The organism is Hahella sp. HN01 (assembly GCF_018986435.1).
GTDB lineage: Bacteria > Pseudomonadota > Gammaproteobacteria > Pseudomonadales > Oleiphilaceae > Hahella.
The window spans coordinates 20,928-44,433 of record NZ_JAHMIN010000042.1 but is presented as its reverse complement, the minus strand read 5'-3'; the positions used below and the strand labels follow the sequence as shown (position 1 = coordinate 44,433).

Below are 23,506 nucleotides of genomic sequence, written 5' to 3'. Positions count from 1 at the left end.
GCATGAGCGCAACTCTTCTGACCGCCAGTAATCTCACTCGTCACTATGGCGGCGGGCGTGGTTGGCTCGGTCGACGCAAGCCGCTGATACAGGCAGTGCAGGGCGTGGACCTGTGTATTCAACCCGGCGCCACCCTGGGCATTGTAGGTGAGTCCGGTTGCGGCAAATCCACCCTCGCGCGCATGCTGGTAGGCCTTGATCAACCCAGCGCAGGCCATTTGCTGCTAGATGGGAAATCATGGCCTGATCAGAGCCGTAGCGAACGAAAGCGTCTGCATAGCCAGATCCAATATGTCTTCCAGGATTCTCTTAGCGCTCTCAACCCCCGTAAGACGATCAGAGCGATTTTAGAGGCGCCGATGGATCATCTTCTGGGGATGGAGAGAAACGCTCGCTACAGGCGTCTACAGGAGCTTATGGAGGCCGTTGGATTAAGGCCGGAGCTACTGGAGCGTTATCCACATGAATTGTCCGGTGGTCAGGCGCAACGCATCGGTATAGCAAGGGCGTTGGCGGCGCAACCACAGATCTTGGTTCTGGATGAACCGGTTTCCGCGCTGGATGTCTCCATACAGGCTCAGGTGCTGAATCTGCTGCAGGATCTCCAGCAACACTATCGCCTCGCTTACGTATTTATCAGCCATGACCTGGCCGTCGTGGAAGCAGTCAGCGACGTCGTCGCAGTCATGTATTTCGGGCGCATCGTAGAACAGGCGCCCGCCGGTGAACTGTTCAGGTCTCCGAAACACCCTTACACCCGTTTGCTGCTCGATTCTATCCCGCTTCCCGGTAAGAAAGGTTTGCGAGGCGAGAGCGAAACCATAGAGCTCCCCGATCCCGCCGCACCACCCCAGGGATGCCCATTCGCTCCCCGGTGCGTCAACGCGCGAGACAAGTGTCGCCATGAGCAACCCAGACTTCGTCCTATGGAAGGAGAGGAGCGCATAGCCGCGTGTCATTTTCCTTTGGTATTTTGATTACGAAAACGCTGTCGTCTATGGGGATATTTGATAATAAAGGCCCAGGGCTTTGGAGCGACGTCAGTAACGAACAAACGATCTATCAATGGAATATAGTTTTCGACAACCTCTCCGCCGGCCTTTTTCACGAGATCAGTTTCGATGCGAAAATGCTGAACAATCTTGTGGGACGCAACGGCGCTGTTTATGGCGGCCAGTTGTTCTTATCAAACTCTCAGTATGTGGAAGTAAGAGGCAACATTATTGAAGAGCATCCAGATAGAGAAGGCGAAAGCGTCGCATTGAGTTGGAATGACCGAGGGGTAGGAAAGCGATTCGATACACGCCTGGTCGACGAAAGAGGAGTGCTGCTACCTCATATATCGAAGCCCCTTGGGAAACATGCCAGAACCAAATCATCGATAATTTTTTTTAATTATGGCGAGAATTACCATGATCTGTTTAACCATATGGACGGCAAGAAGAACGAAGAGCGGGAGGCCATCATGAACAAGAAACGCTGATTGACCAGAATCAGTACTTTTCCAATAACCCTTCACCCTATGTATGGAAAATAAACCGCCATTCAAGCATTGCCTGCTCATTCCCACGCCTATCATTCACCGGACTACAGGAGCTGGGTTTCGAATCCCTGGGACAATTCCAGCAGACTCCGCGCGAAGCATTTTCCTGGAGCTGTCAGATGATGACCTCTCTTACCAAAGGCGAAGACCCTCACGATAGTTGGTAGCAAAACCCAGTTAATCCTCATATACAAAGCGGCTCGATGAAGCCGCTTTTTATTACCCAGCTTTGTGTCAAATAATGAGTAATTTCGGCATTAGATAAGCAAACTCGCTTCGACATCTATACGTCCAGTCAGAGAACTCTATAATGTCGCTCCCGCGTTGCTTCACCCCTGTTTAACCTTTTCTGAATATAAGGAGTGAAGATGAGAATTAACGTAATTGGGACCAGTGGCAGTGGGAAGTCCACCTTCAGTAAAAGGCTGTCAGAAAAGCTCGACATTCCTTATATAGAAATGGACGCCCTATATTGGGGACCAGACTGGCGAAACCATCCAGAAGAGATCTTCAGCGCCCGGGTTGCGCAGGCGCTGCAGCAGGAAGACTGGATATTGGACGGTAATTACAACAGCAGAACTCAGTTGAAATGGGATAGGGCTCAGATAGTCGTTTGGATAGACTACTCTTTCCCACGCACACTCTTTCAGGCAATCAGAAGAGCACTAACCCGCATCATCACAAAAAGGGAACTTTGGGCGGGTACAGGCAATAAAGAATCTCTACGCAAGCTGTTCAGCAAGGACTCCATCGTCCTCTGGACCATGACTACCTATAAGAAAAACCGCAAAAAGTACCTGTCGATAATGAGAGATCCGCGATACGCTCACATCCGCTTTATTCGGATTCGTTCTCCGAGAGAGATGGAGAGCTGCCTGCTTTCATGGGGCTCTTAACAAACGATGGAGAAAAAAAGGGCTGCGATTGCAGCCCTTTTTATTATTAGAGAGGGGGAGTAGTTACACGTCCAGGTTCATAACAGACAACGCGTTGGTCTGGATGAAATCACGACGAGGCTCAACATCATCGCCCATCAATGTATTAAAGATCTGATCCGCAGCGATCGCGTCCTCGATAGTAACTTTCATCATGCGACGTACGGCAGGGTCCATGGTGGTTTCCCACAGCTGCTCAGGGTTCATTTCGCCCAGTCCTTTATAGCGCTGAATGTTCAAACCACGTTGGGCTTCCTTCATCAACCAGACCAATGAGTCGTCAAAAGTCTCGATAGCCTGTGTCTTTTCACCCCGCTTCACATAAGCGCCGGCCTCAACCAGACCATCCAGTTTCTCCGACATATCGGCAATATTGGCGTAAGAGCTGGAGCCAAAGAAGTCCTGATTGAAGGTGTATTTATAGTCCACACCATGCTGAACCAACTCTACTTGAGGCAGGAACAGGCTTCTTTCCGCATCTTCCACAGCGCTGATAACGTAGTTATTGCCAGTGCTGTTGTCGTAGCCCAGCTTCTCGTTAAGCAATGCGACCCAGCCTTCAACGGCGGCTTTATCTTTGAGTTGCTCCTGCGTCAATCGAGGCACGTAAAGAAGCTGGTTCAGCACGCCTTTGGGGTAGGCTCTGGACATACGATCAATGACGCCTGTCGCCGTACGGTAGTCTGTGACCAGCGTCTCCAGCGCAGTCCCGATTATGGGCGGAGCCTCTGGATTTACAAACAACTGCGTGTTCTCAAGCGCGCTCTGTGTCAGGTACTGCTGGAGCGCTTTCTCATCTTTAACGTACTGTTCCTGCTTGCCTCTTTTCACCTTGTACAAAGGAGGCATCGCAATATAAACGTGGCCGTTCTCGATGATTTCGCGCATTTGTCTGAAGAAGAAGGTCAGCAGCAAGGTACGAATGTGCGAGCCGTCCACATCCGCATCCGTCATGATGATAATGCTGTGATAGCGCAGCTTGTTCACATCAAACTCTTCACGACCAATACCACAGCCCAGGGCTGTAATCAGGGTACCTACTTCAGCGGAAGACAGCATCTTGTCGAAGCGGGCCTTTTCCACGTTCAGGATCTTACCTTTCAACGGCAGAATAGCCTGGGTCTTACGATCACGCCCCTGCTTGGCGGAACCACCCGCCGAGTCACCCTCCACTATGTACAGTTCAGACAGAGCAGGATCTTTCTCTTGGCAGTCAGCCAGTTTACCTGGCAATCCGGCGATATCGAGCGCGCCTTTACGACGGGTCATTTCACGGGCTTTTCTGGCAGCTTCCCTGGCGCGAGCCGCGTCGATCATTTTGTTGACTACGTTCTTCGCATCCTGGGGATTTTCCGCCAGGAAGTCTGCGAAGTGAGTATTCATTTCCTGCTCAACCGCAGTCTTAACTTCAGAGGAAACCAGCTTATCTTTGGTCTGAGAAGAGAACTTGGGATCAGGCACTTTAACAGAAATAATCGCAGTCAAACCTTCACGCGCGTCGTCGCCGGAGGTAGCCACTTTGGTCTTTTTCAGCATGCTCTCTTTTTCAATGTAGCTGTTAAGAGAGCGGGTGAGGGCGGCTCTAAAACCAGCCAAGTGAGTGCCGCCGTCACGCTGAGGAATGTTGTTGGTAAAGCAGAAAATATTTTCCTGGAAGGAGTCATTCCACTGCAGCGACACTTCTACAGTGATGCCGTCTTCTCTTTCTTTCAGGAAGTGGAACACTTTGTTAATCGGGTTCTTGGTCTGGTTGAGATACTCAACGAAGGCCCTTAATCCACCTTCATATTCGAAGGTTTCTGTTTTCGCAGAGCGCTCATCGTGCAACGTGATCTTAACGCCAGAGTTCAAAAAGGCGAGTTCGCGCAGACGCTTGGCCAGAATATCGTAATGGAATTCGATATTGTTAAACGTTTCTGCGGAAGGGAAGAAGTGAACTTCCGTACCTGAACGGTCAGTTTCGCCAACTACAGATAAAGGCGCTTGTGGTACGCCGTGTTTATAAACTTGCTCATGCACTTTGTTGTCGCGGCGAATAGTCAGGCGCAGTTCTTTTGAAAGCGCGTTAACAACTGATACGCCCACACCGTGCAGACCGCCGGATACTTTATAGCTGTTGTCGTCGAATTTACCGCCAGCGTGCAGCATCGTCATGATAACTTCTGCGGCGGAAACGCCCATTTCTTCGTGGATATCGACAGGGATGCCACGACCATCATCGCTTACCGTGATTGATTCATCGGCGTGAATCGTGATCTTCACTTCTTTACAGTGTCCGGCCAAGGCTTCGTCGATAGAGTTATCAACGACCTCGAACACCATGTGGTGAAGACCTGTGCCATCGTCAGTGTCGCCAATGTACATACCTGGACGCTTTCTTACCGCATCCAGGCCTTTTAACACTTTGATGCTTGAGGAATCATAATTTCCCGATGAGGACATATATCTCTCCTAACCGTCACACGCTAATTGTGGACTTTGGTGACAGCACCCTGTTCCACGTGAAACATTTGCGTGTCGTATTCTTGATTAAAATGGCCGAACAAATATTCTGACTGCTGTTTATCCAGGACCGTCACAAACACCTGGGCCCCTTTCTCCAACATTCTCGTTAACAGTGTTACCTGATTTCCGGTATCCAGCTCCGCTCCAACATCATCAATCAGCACGATGGGCCTTTGATTTGTCCGCCGCCGTAATATTTCCAATTGTGATAAGTACAGGTGTGTTATCAAGGTCTTCTGCTGACCTCTTGATAACACTTCCTTCGCGTGAACCCCACCGACCTTTACCTTAATATCCGCCCGGTGTGGGCCTAAAGTTGTGAATCCCTTTTTTACGTCGCTTTCGACTGACGAAGCCAGTTGCTCCATGTGAATGACATCATTCTGATACCAGCCATTGCTAAGCGTAATCGTCAGCTTATCGCCAATATCCCTGGTTTGCTCACTGGACTCTTTCAGAGATTCGATGAGAATTTCCTTCAATTCAGCGAAGTAGGCGTCTCTATAACGGCTTATCTCGTCTGAATACGCTACGTATTGATTGTCCCATGCACTTAACTCAGAACGGCTAATATTACCACTTTTCAGCAATTTATTCCTTTGCAATAGCAATTTGCGCCAGTTCTGCCAGACCACTTTGAATTGGTGTTCCACGTGAAACACTCCCCAGTCGACAAAGCGCCTTCTTTCCCCTGGGCCTCCATTAATAAACCCAAAGGTATCAGGAGTAACAATCAAGATAGGGAGGGCCGCCGCCAGCTCAGACAAGGTTCTGGCGCTCTCGCCGTTGATTCTGACTCTGGTCAGTTTGCCTGTCTTTTGACGGCTGACGCCAATGCGGAATGATTTGCCGGCGTCTTCATTGACGGCTTCGCCAAAACAGACCATTTCATCAGATAGATGTGAAACAGCGTAATCCAGTTCCTTAGTACGAAATGACGCCCCCCGTCCCAGCAGGTAAACGCCTTCCAAAAGACTACTTTTTCCACTTCCGTTATTCCCGTGAAATAACAGTAATCTCGCAGAGGTATCCAACTTCAGGCTGGAAATATTACGCAAGTTGGTGAATGCAATACGACTAAGACCCATTCCAACAATCCAACGTCAGGATACGTGGGTCAATTTAGTCAATAGAGGCTGTAAGCCCATCAGGAACATCTCTACCGATACGGCAATCAACAGCATCCCCATAAGACGCTCTATGGCGATGATGCCTCGCTTGCGGAGTACCTTATATAAAAAGGTGGAGCTCATCAGCGTGACGGCGGTGACAGACCAGGCCAGCAATACCACGATAGACCAATCCATCATTCTTTCCGGTTCCCGGGTGGAAATCAGAATCAAGGTCGCCAAGGCTGAGGGACCCGCCACAAAGGGGATTGCCAACGGCACGATAAAAGGCTCGCCATCAGGGAGATCTTCAAGCCACTCGCGCTTGGCGGGGAAGATCATACGCAATGCAATGATAAATAATACGATAGCGCCAGCGATGCCTACGGACTCTTTGCTTAGGCTGAATATCTTGAGCAAGTACTGTCCACAGAACAAGAACACCAGCAGAATAGCCAAAGCGATCAGCAGTTCTCTGAACAATACTTTCTTTCTTCTCTTGACGTCCACCCGCTCAAGAATACTCAAGAACAAAGGAATATTTCCCAATGGGTCCATGACCACGATTAACAAGGTCAACGCGGATACGATATCCATCAACTTCCCCTTAAACAAAAAAACCTAACACAACAATGTGCTAGGTTCTTTAACTACGCAAGTGAACCGCCGTTATTGAATCAGGCTGAGCCTTTCATCCATAAACATATCCAGCTCTGGGGCCAGCACATGTACATAACGGTCGAAATACAAAAACTGTTTTAGCAGCAACGCAAACTCCCTGGGAAAGTGCAGACCGTGCTGCTCACCGATCTTCACCAGATCCATCAAAATATTGTTAACTTCATCATCGCCAGTCTGCTGATCGTAATATATCGGCGGCATATCTGGCGTCATCGCATCCATTTTTTTGTAAACGTCTGCGATATCCGCCGCGAGGTCATCCACGCTTAATTGAGTCTTGGTGATGCCGATTCTCGACATAGCGTCAGCCATACCGTGGAAATTACCCATCATTATCGCCGTGATGAAATCAGACACCGCCTGCCAGGTTCCAGAGCCAATACGCCCCACGATGCCAAAGTCGATAAAACCGATGCGGCCATCTTCCAATACCATCAGGTTTCCTGCGTGAACATCCGCGTGAAAGAAGTCGCACTGCGTCAAACTGGCGAACCAGGTATTCATTGCGGTGATCAGCGTCTTCTCTGGATCCGGGCAATATTTGCGAATCGTTTCCAGATCTGTCAGAGGCACGCCATAGAAACGCTCCATGGTTAACACCCGCATGGTGCTGGCCTGCTCGTATACAGTGGGTACAACCGCTTGCTCGTTGCCGCTATTCACCAGGAACTCTCTAAACTCTTTGAGATTGGCCGCCTCCTGATAGAAATCACACTCTTCCATCATGGTTCGCTGTATCTCTTCCACAATGCCAGATAGTGATGTCCAGGACAGCTTTGGCGCTAAATACTCGACTACACGCGCTGCTACATACAAAAAATTCAGATCAGTCAGCAGAACATTGCGAACGCCTGGCTTCTGAACCTTGATAACCACATCCTCGCCTGTCACCAAACGCGCCGCGTGAACCTGTGCGATGGATGCGGAAGCCAACGGCTTGGTGTCGATATGCGAATATATCGACTGCAATGGCCGCTTGAATTCTTCCTTCAGGATTCTCTCGATTTGCGAGTAGGGCAGAGGTTTGGTTTTATCCAAACACAGCTGAAACTCTTCAACATAATCTGCAGGGAAAAACGTTGGCGAACTGGCGATAAATTGCCCCAGCTTGATATAAGTGGCGCCCAGTTCTTCAAAAGTCTGTCGCAAAAGCTTCGGCGCAGGCGCGCGATTTCCCTTCAACCAGCCAAAGCCAACCTTGGATATGACTGCCGCCGTTTGACCAATCCTGGCGGCTCCCTTTACTGCGTTAACAATTTTTCCCATAAGCTTTTCCACTCTCGCTGAGATTCAAACTCTGTCTGCATTCAGGGGCGATACATCCTTGCCAAGCGTCATACCCGATCGGGCGACGCGCCGTAACCTTTCGAACTCGAACAGATTCACGGCGCTATCAGTTTAACTGACTATAGCCTCATAGGCATGACGACATACACGGCGTCTCTGGTATCGACGCCTTCCACCAAAGCGCTGCTATTCGCATTGGAAAGCGTTACTTTGACCTGTTCATCGTCCAGTGCATTAAGCACGTCAATCAGGTAACCCACGTTGAAGCCAATTTGCAATGCTTCATGCGGGTATTCGACTTCCAGGCTATCCTCCGCCTCTTCCTGATCTGGATTATTCGCAAATACTTTTAACAGTCCATCTTCAAACTGCAGGCGCACGCCACGGATGCTTTCATGTGACAAGATACTTGCGCGCGACAAAACGCCTTTCAACAGGACCCTGTCCGCGATCATCACCTTATCCCCGGATCTTGGAATAACTCTTTGATAATCAGGGAATTTTCCGTCAATTAACTTAGACGTAAAAGTAAAATGCCCTACGCTGGCCCGCACATGATTATCGCCGAACACCAGGGTACAGGACTCATCTGTATCGCTAAGAAGACGACCTAACTCCAAAATCCCCTTACGCGGTACGATAGGCTGGCGCTTTTCACTAACGCCGGTTTGAAGGGACACATTGGCGAGGGCGAGGCGATGGCCGTCTGTTGCGACAGCGCGCAGACCCTGCTCATCCAACTCCATCAACATGCCATTCAAATAATAACGAACATCCTGCTGGGCCATCGCAAAGGCCGTTGCATCAATCAAGCGCTTAAGTTCTCTTTGCGGCAACATAACTTTAACGCTTTCAGGTTCTTCCTCCACATTGGGGAAGTGTTCCGCAGGCAATGTAGACAATATGAAATGACTGCTGCCATAACGAACGTTCAAACGTCCGTCTTTCAGTTCAATACCGATAGCGGCTCCTTCAGGAAGGGCGCGACAGATATCTGTAAATTTCTTGGCAGGAACGGTGATTCTGGATTCATGCTCAATGTTTACGTCGCTAATTTCCGCAACCAGCTCCACTTCCATATTTGTGCCGGTGATAACCAGCTTTCCGTCTCTGGCGTCAAGCAATACGTTGGCGAGCACAGGCATGGTCTGGCGTTTTTCAACCACCCCAGAAATCATTTGCAATGACGTGACAAGCGCCTCTCTGGTTATAGTGAGCTTCATGTAATATCCCGTTTCTATAAACTCTTAAATCACTGAAAATGTTGCTATTTTAAACTAAATCTTTGGGTCGCCATCAAGCTGACGGCGCATATTTTCGCCTAACTAGCTGGTTAACATGCGCATAAAATTCTGATAATCGTCACGCAGAGTGGGATCGTTTTGCTGAAGTTCTATCATGACCTTACAGGCGTGCAATACCGTGGTGTGATCTCGTCCCCCAAAAGCCTCGCCGATTTCCGGCAGACTATGGTTAGTCAGCTCCTTAGCCAACGCCATTGCCATCTGCCTTGGACGGGTAATTGAGCGGGTGCGACGCTTTGACAAAATATCCGCAACGCGAATTTTGTAATATTCCGCCACCGTTCTCTGGATATTATCGATACTGACCTGCTTCTCGTGCAGCGCCAGCAAATCCTTCAAACATTCGCGAATAAACGCTGGCGTGATTTCCTGCCCAGTGAAGTGGGCATTTGCAATCACCAGCTTTAACGCGCCTTCCAGTTCTCGAACGTTAGAGCGGATTTTTTGCGCAATAAAGAAAGCGGACTCACTGCTTAAATGGACGTTGGCCTGCTCCGCCTTCTTCATCAAAATCGCTACACGGGTTTCCAATTCAGGCGGCTCAACCATCACCGTCAGTCCCCAACCGAAGCGGGATTTCAGGCGCTCTTCCATGTGATCAATCTCTTTTGGATAACGGTCACAAGTCAGAATCATCTGCTGACCGCCTTCCAACAAGGCATTAAAGGTATGGAAAAACTCTTCCTGAGATCTCTCTTTGCGTGCGAAGAACTGAATATCATCAATCAGCAGCGCATCGACGGATCGATAGAGGCGCTTGAACTCGTTGAAAGCATTCAGCTGCAACGCTTTCACCATATCTGCAACGAACCTTTCGGAGTGCAGATAAAGAATCTTCGCATTGGGGTTTTTCTTGAAAATGGCGTTACCTACCGCCTGCATCAAGTGCGTTTTCCCTAAACCTACCCCACCATATAAAAACAGGGGGTTATAGGCGCTACCCGGATTATCCGCCACTTGCATGGCGGCCGCCCGCGCTAATTGGTTCGATTTACCTTCAACAAAGGTTTCGAAGGTAAACGTAGGATTCAGGTAACTCTCGTGTTTGATAGCCCCTTCCACCGTGACGTTTCTTTCTCCGGACGGAGCGACATCGGCGATAACAGGCTTGGAGGGAGCCGTAACCCTTGCAGCGCCAGTTCCCATATCTCTACTTGCCGGCATCCCTTTGTTATTGCCGGCAATGCTGCCAATCTTCAAAGAAATACGCGGAGCCTTTTGAGACGTCAGTTCACTGAGAATTTCATTGATCCTGCCAATGTACTTCTCGTTAACCCAGTCCAGTACAAAACGGTTTGGCGCAAACAAAAGCAGTTCTTCCTCAGAACCTTTCGCCTGCAAAGGGCGTAACCAAGTGTTGAACTGTTGTGCTGGCAACTCGTCCTCTAAATAGCCCAGACATTGATGCCACAGCTCAGACGTCACTTCCAAACCTCCAGAATTTGTACATGCTCGCTCTTTTTTTTGCGCAAATTAAAGACGGCGGCTTTCTATATATGGAAAACCGAATTTTGATGTTTTTCAGAGAAAACAAAACCCTGTGGCCAAAACCCACATCAGGCGGCTAATAAAGACGCTTTTTCTTCGTCGCTCCCCACAATAAGCAACGAAATCAGACTGAACCTAAACAGGTAGGGGAAAATTCTAGCTGGAATGACTTTCCTTTACCACCTCGAAAATAAATCTTATTAGAACCCCTGTGGATTATTTTTACTTTAAATTTCATTTAGTTACTGAGTTACTAACAAGCTTGTTAACATTTTTAGCTGTAAAAAAATTTTTAGAACCTTTGCTCATATCCAAAACCCTTGTGATTCCCTGTGGATAACTTGTTGTGGACCTGGAGACAACTTTAGCCTGTGGAAAACTCTTCGTTTCCTCCCCAGGTTCTCATCAGTTTTTCAAAGGTTAATCCCTAGCTTGCCAAGCTCTTTTACATTCTATAAACAGATGATACATAAAACTTTTCCACACTTATCCACAGGAAAATGGCTGACTAATCATAAGTCTTCATAACCATCCTTTCTTAAAAACCTAAGATTTAATAACAGGTGAGTGAGCGCTTTTTGATTTCAAAAATCCATTCGCGCTGCTTGAACTTTGATCTAAAGCTTTTCCACATAAATTAACAGGCCCTACTCCAAGCAAAAAGTTACTCACACTGATCCACAGACTTTGTTTCAACTCTTGCTAAAAAGGCCGTGTTGAAAATTTCCGCAACTCCCATTTGCTATTTGCCTCCAAATTCCCTACAATTCCGCTCCCTGTTTTCTAGAACGAATTTCAACCAGTTATTTGCTAAAGAGTCGGATATGAAACGCACATTCCAACCTAGCGTCCTTAAGCGTAAACGCACTCACGGTTTCCGTGCCCGCATGGCTACCGCAAACGGCCGTAAAGTTCTGGCCAGCCGTCGCGCTAAAGGTCGTAAGCGTATTTCAGCTTAATTGTCGTCTGTTGTTTAAAAGCAACCTATAGATGGCTGGTTACGAATTCCCCCGATCACTTCGACTTTTGAAGCCGGGGGATTTCCGTAACGTATTTAATGATGCTCGCTTTAAAGCAGGCCATCCTGGTTTGCTGCTCCTTGCTATCCCTAACCAACTACCTCATCCTCGAGTAGGGCTTGTCATCGCCAAAAAAAATATCAAGTTGGCGACGGGAAGAAACAGAGTTAGAAGGCTCATCCGGGAAGTATTTCGTCTTCAGCAAGCAAATATTCCAAACGTCGATATTGTCGTTCTGGCCCGCAAAGCTGTTGCAGACATGAATAATGAAGAAATTTTTCAATGTCTAACCAAATTGTACTCACGAATTGGTCAGCAACATGCCAATGCCCTCGCTAAAGCGGACTCTTCCTCAGCTACCTAAATACTTACTTTTGGGTTTGGTAAAGGCGTACAAATACGCAATCAGTCCAATGTTAGGACAGCACTGCCGTTTTTATCCAAGTTGCTCAAGTTATGGATATGAAGCAATTTCCAAGTATGGATTCCTGCGAGGGAGTTATCTTACCGTCCGTCGTCTGCTAAGATGCCACCCTTGGTCAACAGGGGGTATTGATCCAGTGCCAGAAAGCCTGTCTCACAAACGCTGCCCTCATTCATCATCCGAATAAAAGTTTGAATAGTTTATGGACTTTTTAAGAACCTCTCTCATAGTCGGTTTATTGGTTGTTTCCTACCTATTGGTATTGGAATGGAATGAGGAGATGATCCCCCAGCAGCAACCTGTCTCACAAACCGCTTCTGTTTCAATAGATAGCAGCAATTCAGATTCAAGCGTTGCAAACAGCGCGAGCTCTGGTGAACTGGATACGCCAGAATCGGCTTCAACGCCTGTTGCGACTACCGACGACACTGGATCAGTTTCCGCTTCCTCAATAGGTAAGATCATCACCGTCACAACTGACGTTCTTCGTGTCAGAATTGACTTGAGCGGTGGAAATATTGTTGAAGCGTCACTACTTGAGTATCCCATTTCATTAAAGAATCCGACCCCTTTGGATCTAATGCAAAAAAACAACGGAGTCTACTACGTTGCAGAAAGCGGTCTAATTGGTTCCAATGGATTTGATGCATCAAAAAATGGCGCTAGCCCAGTTTATACGACGGACAAAGACGCTTATTTCCTGCAAGACGGACAAAACAAGTTAGGTATAGATCTAAAAACAGAACGTAATGGCGTTACTGTGATCAAACACTATGAGTTTGAAAAATCCAGTTATTCCATTAACGTCGCTTTTCAGATCAATAACCAGTCTGATGCGCCTTGGAAAGCTAACTTTTCAGCCAAATTACGTCGTGATAAGTCTGCAGACCCTTCCTCTTCTGGCGGATTCGGAGCTTCTTCATATTTAGGCGCTGTTGTCTCAACGCCAGAGAAACCTTATGAGAAGGTTACCTTCAAGGATATGGACGAGAGCGGCGCCGAAGGCGCTAAAGTAGACTCTCCCAATGGATGGATTGCGTTTATCCAGCATTATTTTGTTAGCGCATGGGTGCCTCTAACTAACGATACCCACACCTATCAGACTCGAGTGAATAACGGCTTATACCTGATGGGGTTCGTTGATCCTGCATTTACTGTCGAGCCAGGGCAAACACACACCGTTGCCGCCAAGCTGTATGCTGGACCCAAGATCATGGAAACACTTAAAGAAGTGGCTCCAAATCTGGATTTGACTGTCGATTTTGGCTGGTTATGGCTGATCGCCAAGCCACTGTATCTGGTGCTGGAGTTTATCCACGATTTTGTCGGTAACTGGGGTATTTCCATTATCCTGTTGACCGTACTGATTAAAGCTTTGTTCTTCCACTTGTCCGCCACCAGCTATCGTTCCATGGCGAACATGCGCAGAGTAACTCCCGAGATGCAGCGAATTCGGGAACAGCATGGCGATGATCGTCAGCGTATGTCTCAGGCGATGATGGAACTGTACAAGAAGGAAAAAATAAATCCTTTGGGCGGATGCTTACCCATGATTGTACAGATGCCCGTGTTTATATCTCTGTATTGGGTATTGTTGGAAAGCGTTCAGTTACGTCAGGCGCCGTTCTTCTTCTGGATTCAGGATTTGTCCATTAAAGACCCTTATTTCGTATTGCCTCTGTTGATGGGCGCTGCGATGTTCCTGCAGACATCTTTGAACCCAACGCCTCCAGATCCTATTCAAGCGCGTGTGATGAAGATGATGCCGATTATCTTTACGGTCTTTTTCCTCTGGTTCCCCGCAGGTCTGGTACTGTACTGGTTGGTCAACAATATTCTTTCTATCGCTCAACAGTGGTACATCACCAAGAAGATCGAAAACGAGGCGCTGGCTGCGAAAAAATAGCCTTCTGGATAGGTTTGTCAGTCAGTGGTAGCCTGAGCTACTTTTAAACAAAAGCCCGTTTTAACAACGGGCTTTTTTATGGTGAAGCGGGAATTTTCATGTACGCTGAGAATGACACGATAGTCGCAATCGCAACCCCCCCAGGGAAGGGCGGCGTTGGCGTTGTCAGAGTTTCTGGCCCTAAAGCAAAAGCGCTGGCGAGTCTGGTCCTTGGTTATGACCCTAAGCCCAGACACGCGCATTACAGTCCTTTTTTTACTGAAGAAGGGGAAATTCTCGATAGCGGTATTGCTCTACTTTTTACAGCCCCCAATAGCTTTACTGGTGAAGATGTCATTGAATTCCAAGGCCACGGCGGCCCAGTTGTTCTTGATTTGCTGGTGAAGCGTTTGGTTGCAGCTGGAGCCAGGCTGGCGCGTCCTGGTGAGTTCTCTGAAAGAGCATTCATGAACGATAAGCTTGATCTGGTGCAGGCGGAAGCTATTGCAGATTTGATCGAGGCAACATCAGAACAAGCCGCCCATAGTGCAATAAGGTCTCTGCAAGGCCAGTTTTCCAAAGAAATTGAAAAGCTGATCGAGAGTCTTATTCAACTACGTATCTATGTTGAAGCGGCGATTGATTTTCCCGAGGAAGAAATAGACTTTCTCTCTGACGGCAAGGTATTGAACGATCTGGATACTCTCCTGAGTCAGACGCAATCTGTCTTCGCCAGCGCCAAGCAAGGCGCTTTGATGCGTGAAGGGATGACTGTCGTGATTGCTGGTCGCCCCAATGCCGGTAAGTCCAGTTTGCTGAATGCGCTGGCGGGAAGAGAAAGCGCCATTGTGACAGAAATTGAGGGCACTACTCGGGACGTACTTAGAGAGCACATCCATATCGATGGCATGCCTCTGCATATTGTAGATACGGCAGGATTGCGAGATAGCGATGACGTCGTAGAAAAAATCGGCATCGAACGCGCCTGGAAAGAAATTGATCAGGCTGATCGTATTCTGTTTCTGGTGGATGCAACGCAGACCAAAGAAATGTCTCCCGAGCGGATTTGGCCAGAATTCTATGCACGTATAGAACACCACGACCATATCACAGTAGTTCGCAATAAAATCGATTTGAGCGAAGAGCAACAAGGCATTGACCTGTCGCTGTCCCACCCTGTCATTCGCCTGTCGGCCAAAGCCGGGCTTGGTATTGACCAGCTGCGCGAACATTTAAAAGCCTGCGTAGGTTTTGAAAGTCATGCGGAAGGAGGATTTATGGCGAGACGTCGTCATTTGGAAGCCCTTACCCATGCAGAAAAACACATTCAGCTCGCCAAGAGCCAGCTGCTGAGTGCGAACGCCGGGGAGTTAGTGGCGGAGGATCTGAGGGTTGCGCAGAATGCGTTATCGGAAATTACCGGAGCCTTTACTTCCGATGATTTACTGGGGCGTATCTTCTCGTCGTTTTGTATCGGGAAGTGAAGTTATAGACTTGAAAGAAAAAGAAGTCAAAAGACACCAAAAGAAAACAAACTAAAACATTGATTTTGAACACAAAAAAAATAAATCTAACGATGTTTTTTAGTTTTCTTTTTACTTCTCCTGTGTTCTTTTGGTCATATATTGCCCTGTGTGTTCCCCAGCCATATAATCGTGGGGAACACGGGGGAAAACCATCAATGAAAGTATCTATCGAAAAGCGACAGCCAGACCGCGAAGGAAAACGCTCTTTGCGCTTGGTATATTACTACGGTTCCAACGTTGAAGACGGGCAACGTAAACTGAAACGTTCACACGAGCCACTAGACATCTTCATCTATGACAAACCGCGCTCTCCAGCAGAGCGAGAGCACAATAAAGAAGCTTTAAGGATCGCTGAAGCTGTGCGATCTAAGAGACTTCTTGAGAGCGAGACATCAAAGCATAAGCTGGAGGATCGAACTAAACTCTCTGCCAGTTTCTTCGATTATTACGATTCAGTTACCGATAGCAAAGCTTCTGGCAGTAAATCCAATTATTCAATTTGGATCTCAGCCGGACATCATCTGAGACGCTACCATGGGCGAGCAGAACTCACATTCGAAGATATTGATAGAGCCTTTCTTGAGGGTTTTAAAACTTATCTTTTGAAAAGTGCAACGACGAAATCTGATCAACTGCTGTCAAGAAATACAGTAAGCAGTTACTTCAATAAAATAAGGGCGGCCCTGAATCAGGCATACCAAGAGGGGATTATCAGAGATAACCCTGTTCGGACGGTGAAAAGCGTTAAACCAGAAACAAACCAAAGGGTTTATCTGACTCTGGAAGAGATAAAAGCTATGGCAAAAGCTGAATGTCGCTATGACGTGCTTAAACGAGCCTTTCTGTTTAGCTGCACAACAGGACTGCGCTGGTCTGACATACAGAAGCTAGTTTGGTCAGAAGTGGAAGAATTTGAGCAAGGCCATTTTCGAATCATTTTTAAGCAGAAAAAAATCCAGAATAGAGGAACGGCACTTCAATACCTCGACTTACCAGATTCAGCGGTAAGGTTGATGGGAGAGCGCAAGGATAACGATGAACGCGTGTTTAAAGCATTGCGATACAGCAGCTATACCAACGTAGCGCTACTTCATTGGGCAATGCTTGCTGGAATAACCAAGCATGTAACTTTCCATGCCGGTCGCCACTCGTTTGCAGTTAACCAGCTTGCGCGGGGCTTAGATATTTATTCATTATCACGCTTGCTGGGCCACAGTGAACTGAAAACAACTGAGATTTATGCTGATATCTTAGATCAAAGAAGAAGGGACGCAATGCGGAGCTTTCCTGATATTTTTGCCGACAGTCTTTAAAACAGAACAATAGACATAGGGCCAAAAAAATTAATTTCTTTGGCCCCTGATTATTCTCGAACTCACTTCCTTTGAAATTTCTGTGTTTGTCTTGACCCGGTTGGACTGTAGCCAATCGATCACTTCTTCCCGCTTAAAATAAATCCGACAACCATTTGGTTTGTAAAACGGAATAACATTTTGACTGGTTAACTTGTATAAATGACCTTTTGACAACCCTGTCAGCTCAGCACAGTCATCAATGTTCAGCATTACCTTTTCCAAATTAACTTTGTCTGCTCCTGACGAGCTAGCGAGCATGTTTTTTATCTCAGCCAGTTCTTTCAAAACACTATTAAGCAACTCTGTCTCTTGCATAGTCATATCTACTGAAACCCATAAATAATCGACTGGTTTAGTCTACCAACACAGGTTTCAGATCCTCGGCTCTGGATCTGCCCTTTTAGGGCGCGAACAAAGTTATTAACACCTGAACATGGTTCAACTATAGGTATCTTTATAGGATTTTTTTAAAGGCAATACCTATAGGTTTAGGGGGGGGAAATTATGCGTGGCAAGGGGGGGTGATTATGCGCAGATCGTCAGTAGTCAGGGGGGGTAATTATGCGTGGCAAGGGGGGGCGATTATGCGTGGATAAAATCCAAAACCAACAGGGTTTTCCACAAATGGGCAAAGCAATAACGTAAAAAAACCGGCACATTGGCCGGTTATTAAGTCAATTACGGTATGGAATCGGTGGGGGGCTGGACATCATCAGAATTCCGCCTGTCACTTTCTTAACTTTTGCATCCGGATAAACAGTAAGAACTCTCTTTAGAGCAGGAAGGAATACCTTTTTAAAGTTCCTGTCAGCGTCGTCTCCGGTGTATTCTTGACCAAACTGCTCGCGCAAATTACGCCAGTACAATACGACAGGCCTACCGCTAATTCGATGTAAACGATCCGAAAGCATGGCATAAATATCCATCGCAAGAGCACTGCTATTAAGCTGATTTAGAGCCCTTAAATCAAGCGGTACAGCATGTTCGCTTAGCGTAGTAAAATACTCGTGTGAAAATGTAATAACACCAGGCCATAAAGCACCTTGATTGTCGCTGTTACCAATCCAAGCCTCAAATTTTTGGATGGGCTTACCATCGTAAGTGAACGCTTTATCAGCGGTACTAAAACCAAGGGTAATACTACAAGCAGATAACGCCAAAAGCTGTTTACGGAAGTTTGTATAGCTCCCATTTTTTCCTCCTGATGACTCCTTGCCCAGTTGTTTGAGGAAAGCACTGGCGCTATTGCCGACATCAATCTCGGGTGATTTTGAACGCAACGCTTGAGTATTCAGATATGCCATTACAAGCCTTGGCATGGGACCATACGGAACAGGCTGTTGGAGAAACTGCTTACCATCCCAAATTTTACCCGCTCGGATGTATAGACCAGCAGCACCACAACGCCTCTCAAACTCAGATCCATTTACTCTTGAACGAGGCAAACCGACTTGGCACATGATTGAGTGCATAAAAGTGAAATCATTGGGCGAGGGTGGATCTGATTTAATCCTTACTGAGGCATCTATTAATTCAGACTCAGCCCGACTCAAGCCTTGTGATTTATCACTATTTTCTACTTCAATATCCGCCTGATACTGAGCAAGTAGTTGGCTAAATGGCTTCATTACTTACCCTGCGGGAATCAAGCCATGCCTCCAACTGATCTAACCTGTATCTTAGTGTTTTATCGCCACTGATTTTATATGGTTTGGGAAATGAAGGGTCGTTTGTGCGGATTCGTTGAAGCGTTGGCACAGAGATTTTAAGTAGGGCAGTCACCTCATACACAGAGATCATCTGCAGGTGACTGTAATCTTTTTCATTTAAAGTTTGCTGCATAAATTTCTCCAGCATCATCATTGATTTACTGGAGAAATTTTGAGGGTGAACCCCCGTAAACATGGCCTCTGGAAGTGCCCTATTTGGGCACCTAGGCGATTTATTCCGACACAAAAACTTTCACATGTGAAAGTTTCTCATTGATAAACATCAACCACCATTGCCATCCAAGTCAGGAAAGATTTCACGCGCTTTGTCGTTTCTAATTTTGTCCACATTAATCCCTTCCAGCCGCTCCATAATACGTTCTGAGGCGTCTTGTCGAGTACCATCAATATTAAAATCACTTCCAGCTCCCGTTAAAGCATCCAAGTTTAACGATGCGGGATCAGGAAGTTTTCCATTTTGCTGAAGTATACCCAACCACTCGTCTAGGTTAACCTTACTCCAATCAATATCCGCTATTCGATCCAATGGAATTCCGCCGCATTGAGGTGTGCGCGCATCACCAAAGTTCAGGCCAAGTTGTGGCCGCACTTGCTCTTGGATGATTCGAGAGAGTGGCGAGTTGAAACAGCAATAGGACTCTCGCTCCTCGACACATGCTCCCAGTACTTTGGACTTGCAGTAAGATCCAACGTATGTGCAGCTATTTAGTGCTCTTTTAGCATTCATGGTGAACTCCCTTTCCTCGCACTTCCAAATCATTTGGATCATGACCATCGACACTACATAGACTGTGTAAACAGTCATAACGGTGCTTAGCATGGCGGCACCTTGTTGGCCGAGGATTTGTTCAGTCATTGATTCAGGAGCCCCAGCAGGTACGCCAGCGGCTCCCGTCGCAGAAGCATTTCCTAGAGCTTCAGAAGTCAGCTTGGTAATTTGCTCCTTTAATGCGCCAATAGTCTCCTGGGCAAACTGTTGAACAGGCTGGAGAAAACTATCAACCGCTCCACTAATATTTTCTATATAACTTGCAAAAGGCTGTGTTATTTCGGTCCAGCCAGACATTACGGGGTCTCTTAATACTTGGTATGCTCCTTTCACGGCACTGCCATCAGAGAGTCCCATAACGGCACCGTCTAGCTTAGGCACGGCCATAATCAAATTGAGATAATCAGCAAACGAAATATTCGTCGGCTTTTCACAACAATCTGAGACACCACCCACAGCAATCTTGCATTCCCCAGCCTCACCGGCAAAAGCTGAACACATCACATTTTCTTCACCAGTGGGGTTATCATCATAATTTTGACCAGTACAACTCATATCCTGAGTCATGAACTGAGCTGCATTCAACAATGCAGATGCACGAGCGAAATCAGTGCTTTGTGACTTTGTTATATCGAGACAATCATCTCCCATACACCTAATGGGTCCACCACATTGATACGTCGTTTCTTTCTCTAAAGTAGGTATTGATATGTCCGTTCCGCAGTCGTAGGTATCTTTAAACACATAACACTTACCCGAGGAACCCTCTGCTCCATCAATACATTCAGAACTAATAAATCCACACTGAGGATTATCCTCATACATCTGGCAACTGTTGAGATTTCCACCAGTATTTACAGGGCAGTGTGTTTCACCTTGAGGATCTGTCCAGCAGTCCATTTGCCCCTTATAAAAGTCATAGTCGGCTTTAACTCGAACCTTTTTGCACAGCTTTGGAATGCCAGGGAAAGGTGACGGTTTCAGTTGGGATTCGCAAACTTTGACCCCGTTGATGACTGTGCAGCCCGTAGCATCAGTCGGGTCATCTATACATGTTATCTCGCCTTCGGCAAAACCATCTACAACCCCTTTTGCTGAATCCATGCAGCTCTGTGGAGCCCACTCATCCTTGGTAATGGCTTTCGATGGGTCATAGCGGAGTTTTATGCGGCCAAAACCCTCACCTTCACCAGTTACTGAAACACGGATCTTGAATGTAACAACATCACCATCTTTCACGTTCTTAAAATAGGGAGTGACATCAACATTAGGGTTTCGCTCCCAACTCGTGGAGAGCTCACATCTACCGGCTGTTTCTGGAGGGAAGTTGCCATCTGGGCCAGACCACACTTTAGTTTCTTGGCCGGACTTACCGACCCACACTTGCATGTAATCATCCCACTTAACATATTCAAGTGTTGCGGAAACGATAGCATCCGGGTTACTAACCTGGACTCTTGTGTACTCTTCATAGATTTTACAGTTACCAGCCCAGTAATCGTCCCCAACCTTACCAATCCAGAGCTCCGTGCATCCGTCACCACAGGACTTTAGGTTGTATGGGCCATCATAGTGCTTCACCACAGAGGCATCGTAGTCATGGACAACCTCACAGTCCGCGCTTTGATCTACAACACGCTGACACCGTTCATACTCTGGAATGTGGGCGTTGATAGTATTCTGATTAATGGTTGTTTCGGCAGAACAATCCCCAAAGCCACCTGCGATGAGGTCCATATCCTCATAGGTCTTTTTGCTTAGATTCAATACCGGGTCATTACTGAAATCAGGGCGTGAGCGATTGGCCGCATCCATGAGAACTTGATATGCAGAACCTGATATTGAGGGATTGGAGCTGTTGGCGTCTTGGAATAAATTGGCTTTTGCCTCATTACCAAACTGATCCATAGCATCAGCATCACTAAATATCTGTTCTAGCTCCTCTGGAGATGCTGCATCAGGGAAATACTCTGCGGTATTTTGACCAGGTTGAACTCCAGGAAACAGTTCATTTATGTTTATGGATGTTGATTGACCATTACCGACTGGTAGAGAAATTTTACCATCTTGAACCTGAGCAGAGTTTTGCTTAACTCCGTTCGCAATAGATAAACCAAATTGTTTGGCATCACGACCAACAGCTCCGATGTTAGGTTCCTGATTACCCGCATAAGAATGTATCGGAAGAACTGAGATGGTTAAACATAGGAGCGAGGCAACAAACCTCGTCATGATGGGCGGCATAGTGGACATAGCATTTCTCCAGCTTTTTAGTTTGGATAATGCTATGTCGCTCTCTCATAAAAATTAGCATCGCTATTTGCCCTTTTGCGGCATACGCGGATGTATTCAGGCAGCTTTTGAGACCCGGCAGAATGGGCATTCAACACATGTTCGCTGATTAATTGACGTAAAAAAAGTGCATTGGCATTGCTCGCAATGCTCTATCATTGCTTCTCCATTGCGCATTTCAGAGGCAAGACACCAGGCATCTGTAATGTCGAAGGGCTCCCATTTTCCTCCTTTCATACCTGGTACTTCTTTACGGATAGCGTGATACATCCTAAACGCTTTATTCAGAGCGCTAATATCTACAGAACGCTTAACTTTTTCCCCTCCAAGATTTGAATAGAGCTGCATTAAAAGCGATGCTTGAATTTTAGATGTCTGACTGTGGATCAGCGTCGCTCCACCACGGAATGTCCTGGATTTCTTATCCTTCACATCATATCCGCAATATTCAAGCTCAGCGTACAGCCTGCGAACTTGCTTATAAGTCAAACCAGTCTCTAGGATAATTATCTTTGTGATATAACCCGCCAATGCCATGTGCCTTGCTTTTACCCAGCGAGATAACGAACCAGATGTAAAACATTCACTCATGATTATCTCCACACCAAAGATTGCTGAATCTTTTTTAATAAAATCGGCGTTGTATCGGCAAGAGCTGCTGATAAGAATTGATCGAGTACGCCAATATCAAATCTCAATGAAAATCTAATAACGACCCTATGCGATAACGACCTTAACTGGCTGTTTGAGGAGGCGGCGACTGAGGAAGCAAGACCAGAAGATACACCAAAAATTTGCATCGCCATGTCCAAGTTTCTACTAGCTAACTTATTAAGCAATAGCCAGTACGCTGCGTCAAAGTCGTCCACAACATTTTTAAGGCATGTGACAGAATCGTAGCTACCGGCAAGAGTATCGATCACTTCCATTTGATCTGTTTCAAGTTTAAAGCTCAGAAGAACTCCACTCGCTAATTGTGAAAGATAACTGTCAGGAGTTGACGCCAATTTATTAACAAGATCTTCTGGAAGAGAAAAATGATTGCTAACCTGGGATGGCGCATTGGCTGATAAAAGCTTCAGTAGTGTCCACAGAGTCAAATCGAACTCATAAATATCTTGGTCTGGCTTCTCTTCACTCAATTGAACGGCAAACCTGTCAAAGCTACCAATAACATCACGTTCTAACGGCTCTAAGGCATACATCAGTAGTCCTCCTTACCTTTTTTTCTGCGGCCCAGATTGATTGAAACTAACGCGCTCCCTGCAATCAACGCTAGTAAGGTAAATCCATATTGGTCATCTCTCCACGACGAGATAACCAAGTGAGCAAGAAAGCTTAGAATAAACAATGTTCCGATTGCCTTAACGACTGTGTTTAATCGCTTTTCAGTTTCACGATCTAAATGCTTCATATCTTTCTCCATAACACACCTGATTTATTCACTGATTAACTTTGTCATCAATCATAAATACCATGACTTTTTGATAATGCAACGCCAAATACTGTGTTTTTTTACAGTATCATTTTATGGTGCTATGAAGATTTGCATTTCTGAACGATAATCTATAATCGGTTACATATTAATCAGGAGGCGTAAATGAAAAAGGCGCTATTCTCTTTGTTTTTCATCGTAAGTTTGTTCTATTCGTAC

Annotated in this window: 22 protein-coding genes; 9 read left to right on the top strand and 13 right to left on the bottom strand. The window is 46.6% G+C overall.

The features are described from left to right. Positions 1 to 2: 2 nt before the first annotated feature. The 3 genes from KP814_RS27865 (at position 3) to KP814_RS27855 (ending at position 2,439) form a co-directional block, all read left to right on the top strand. Positions 3 to 977, top strand: coding sequence for an ABC transporter ATP-binding protein (locus tag KP814_RS27865; protein ID WP_216739829.1), 975 nt, complete (start codon positions 3 to 5; stop codon positions 975 to 977). Beyond that, positions 953 to 1,483 (top strand): hypothetical protein, encoded by a 531-nt coding sequence (locus KP814_RS27860; RefSeq protein WP_216739828.1) that lies wholly within the window; start codon positions 953 to 955, stop codon positions 1,481 to 1,483. Before KP814_RS27865 ends, KP814_RS27860 begins: the two co-directional genes overlap by 25 nt. Positions 1,484 to 1,911: 428 nt before the next feature. Further along, positions 1,912 to 2,439, top strand: coding sequence for an adenylate kinase (locus tag KP814_RS27855; protein ID WP_216739827.1), 528 nt, complete (start codon positions 1,912 to 1,914; stop codon positions 2,437 to 2,439). A gap of 63 nt (positions 2,440 to 2,502) precedes the next feature. Here KP814_RS27855 and gyrB read toward each other — a convergent pair whose 3' ends face one another. The 6 genes from gyrB to dnaA form a co-directional block, all read right to left on the bottom strand. Beyond that, positions 2,503 to 4,920, bottom strand: a complete 2,418-nt coding sequence (gyrB, locus tag KP814_RS27850) for a DNA topoisomerase (ATP-hydrolyzing) subunit B (RefSeq protein WP_216739826.1) — start codon at positions 4,918 to 4,920, stop codon at positions 2,503 to 2,505. 23 nt (positions 4,921 to 4,943) lie between these two features. Beyond that, positions 4,944 to 6,071 carry a DNA replication/repair protein RecF gene (gene recF / locus KP814_RS27845; protein WP_216739825.1) on the bottom strand — a complete coding sequence of 376 codons (1,128 nt, stop codon included), beginning with the start codon at positions 6,069 to 6,071 and terminating at the stop codon, positions 4,944 to 4,946. A 15-nt stretch (positions 6,072 to 6,086) separates the two neighbouring features. Continuing rightward, on the bottom strand, positions 6,087 to 6,689 hold the full coding sequence (locus KP814_RS27840; protein WP_305858283.1) for a MarC family protein: 603 nt from the start codon (positions 6,687 to 6,689) through the stop codon (positions 6,087 to 6,089). Between the two features lie 72 nt (positions 6,690 to 6,761). Next, on the bottom strand, positions 6,762 to 8,039 hold the full coding sequence (locus tag KP814_RS27835) for an AarF/ABC1/UbiB kinase family protein (protein ID WP_216739823.1): 1,278 nt from the start codon (positions 8,037 to 8,039) through the stop codon (positions 6,762 to 6,764). A gap of 140 nt (positions 8,040 to 8,179) precedes the next feature. Further along, the gene (dnaN, locus tag KP814_RS27830; RefSeq protein WP_216739822.1) at positions 8,180 to 9,283 is read right to left on the bottom strand and encodes a DNA polymerase III subunit beta; all 1,104 of its coding nucleotides are present in this window, start codon (positions 9,281 to 9,283) and stop codon (positions 8,180 to 8,182) included. Positions 9,284 to 9,385: 102 nt separating this feature from the next. Continuing rightward, positions 9,386 to 10,789: a chromosomal replication initiator protein DnaA gene (dnaA, locus tag KP814_RS27825; RefSeq protein WP_216739821.1), complete on the bottom strand. Its 1,404-nt coding sequence runs from the start codon at positions 10,787 to 10,789 to the stop codon at positions 9,386 to 9,388. Between the two features lie 887 nt (positions 10,790 to 11,676). Between dnaA and rpmH the strand changes: the two genes are divergently transcribed. From rpmH to KP814_RS27795, 6 genes are all read left to right on the top strand, one after another. Next, positions 11,677 to 11,811: a 50S ribosomal protein L34 gene (gene rpmH / locus KP814_RS27820; RefSeq protein WP_083769858.1), complete on the top strand. Its 135-nt coding sequence runs from the start codon at positions 11,677 to 11,679 to the stop codon at positions 11,809 to 11,811. A 31-nt stretch (positions 11,812 to 11,842) separates the two neighbouring features. Beyond that, on the top strand, positions 11,843 to 12,235 hold the full coding sequence (gene rnpA / locus KP814_RS27815; protein ID WP_216739820.1) for a ribonuclease P protein component: 393 nt from the start codon (positions 11,843 to 11,845) through the stop codon (positions 12,233 to 12,235). Next, positions 12,192 to 12,482, top strand: coding sequence for a membrane protein insertion efficiency factor YidD (gene yidD, locus KP814_RS27810; protein WP_216739819.1), 291 nt, complete (start codon positions 12,192 to 12,194; stop codon positions 12,480 to 12,482). Before rnpA ends, yidD begins: the two co-directional genes overlap by 44 nt. A gap of 15 nt (positions 12,483 to 12,497) precedes the next feature. Further along, positions 12,498 to 14,201, top strand: coding sequence for a membrane protein insertase YidC (yidC, locus tag KP814_RS27805; RefSeq protein ID WP_216739818.1), 1,704 nt, complete (start codon positions 12,498 to 12,500; stop codon positions 14,199 to 14,201). Positions 14,202 to 14,299: 98 nt separating this feature from the next. Then, a complete protein-coding gene (gene mnmE, locus KP814_RS27800; protein WP_216739817.1) occupies positions 14,300 to 15,664 on the top strand; it encodes a tRNA uridine-5-carboxymethylaminomethyl(34) synthesis GTPase MnmE in 1,365 nt (454 codons plus the stop codon). Positions 15,665 to 15,861: 197 nt separating this feature from the next. Then, positions 15,862 to 17,019 carry a site-specific integrase gene (locus tag KP814_RS27795; RefSeq protein ID WP_048348990.1) on the top strand — a complete coding sequence of 386 codons (1,158 nt, stop codon included), beginning with the start codon at positions 15,862 to 15,864 and terminating at the stop codon, positions 17,017 to 17,019. Positions 17,020 to 17,049: 30 nt separating this feature from the next. Here the strand turns inward: KP814_RS27795 and KP814_RS27790 are convergent, their stop codons facing one another. From KP814_RS27790 to KP814_RS27760, 7 genes are all read right to left on the bottom strand, one after another. After that, positions 17,050 to 17,376 (bottom strand): helix-turn-helix domain-containing protein, encoded by a 327-nt coding sequence (locus tag KP814_RS27790; RefSeq protein ID WP_001747905.1) that lies wholly within the window; start codon positions 17,374 to 17,376, stop codon positions 17,050 to 17,052. Between the two features lie 359 nt (positions 17,377 to 17,735). Next, a complete protein-coding gene (locus KP814_RS27785) occupies positions 17,736 to 18,689 on the bottom strand; it encodes a replication protein RepA (protein ID WP_000802150.1) in 954 nt (317 codons plus the stop codon). Beyond that, the gene (locus KP814_RS27780) at positions 18,676 to 18,903 is read right to left on the bottom strand and encodes an AlpA family transcriptional regulator (protein ID WP_001187968.1); all 228 of its coding nucleotides are present in this window, start codon (positions 18,901 to 18,903) and stop codon (positions 18,676 to 18,678) included. Before KP814_RS27780 ends, KP814_RS27785 begins: the two co-directional genes overlap by 14 nt. Before the next feature lie 150 nt (positions 18,904 to 19,053). Continuing rightward, positions 19,054 to 21,813, bottom strand: coding sequence for a conjugal transfer mating pair stabilization protein TraN (gene traN, locus KP814_RS27775; protein WP_001747908.1), 2,760 nt, complete (start codon positions 21,811 to 21,813; stop codon positions 19,054 to 19,056). A gap of 96 nt (positions 21,814 to 21,909) precedes the next feature. After that, a complete protein-coding gene (locus KP814_RS27770) occupies positions 21,910 to 22,443 on the bottom strand; it encodes a FlhC family transcriptional regulator (protein ID WP_024140163.1) in 534 nt (177 codons plus the stop codon). Between the two features lie 2 nt (positions 22,444 to 22,445). Then, on the bottom strand, positions 22,446 to 23,057 hold the full coding sequence (locus KP814_RS27765; RefSeq protein WP_119465278.1) for a hypothetical protein: 612 nt from the start codon (positions 23,055 to 23,057) through the stop codon (positions 22,446 to 22,448). Further along, positions 23,057 to 23,266 carry a hypothetical protein gene (locus KP814_RS27760; RefSeq protein ID WP_000681268.1) on the bottom strand — a complete coding sequence of 70 codons (210 nt, stop codon included), beginning with the start codon at positions 23,264 to 23,266 and terminating at the stop codon, positions 23,057 to 23,059. Before KP814_RS27760 ends, KP814_RS27765 begins: the two co-directional genes overlap by 1 nt. Positions 23,267 to 23,506 lie beyond the last annotated feature (240 nt).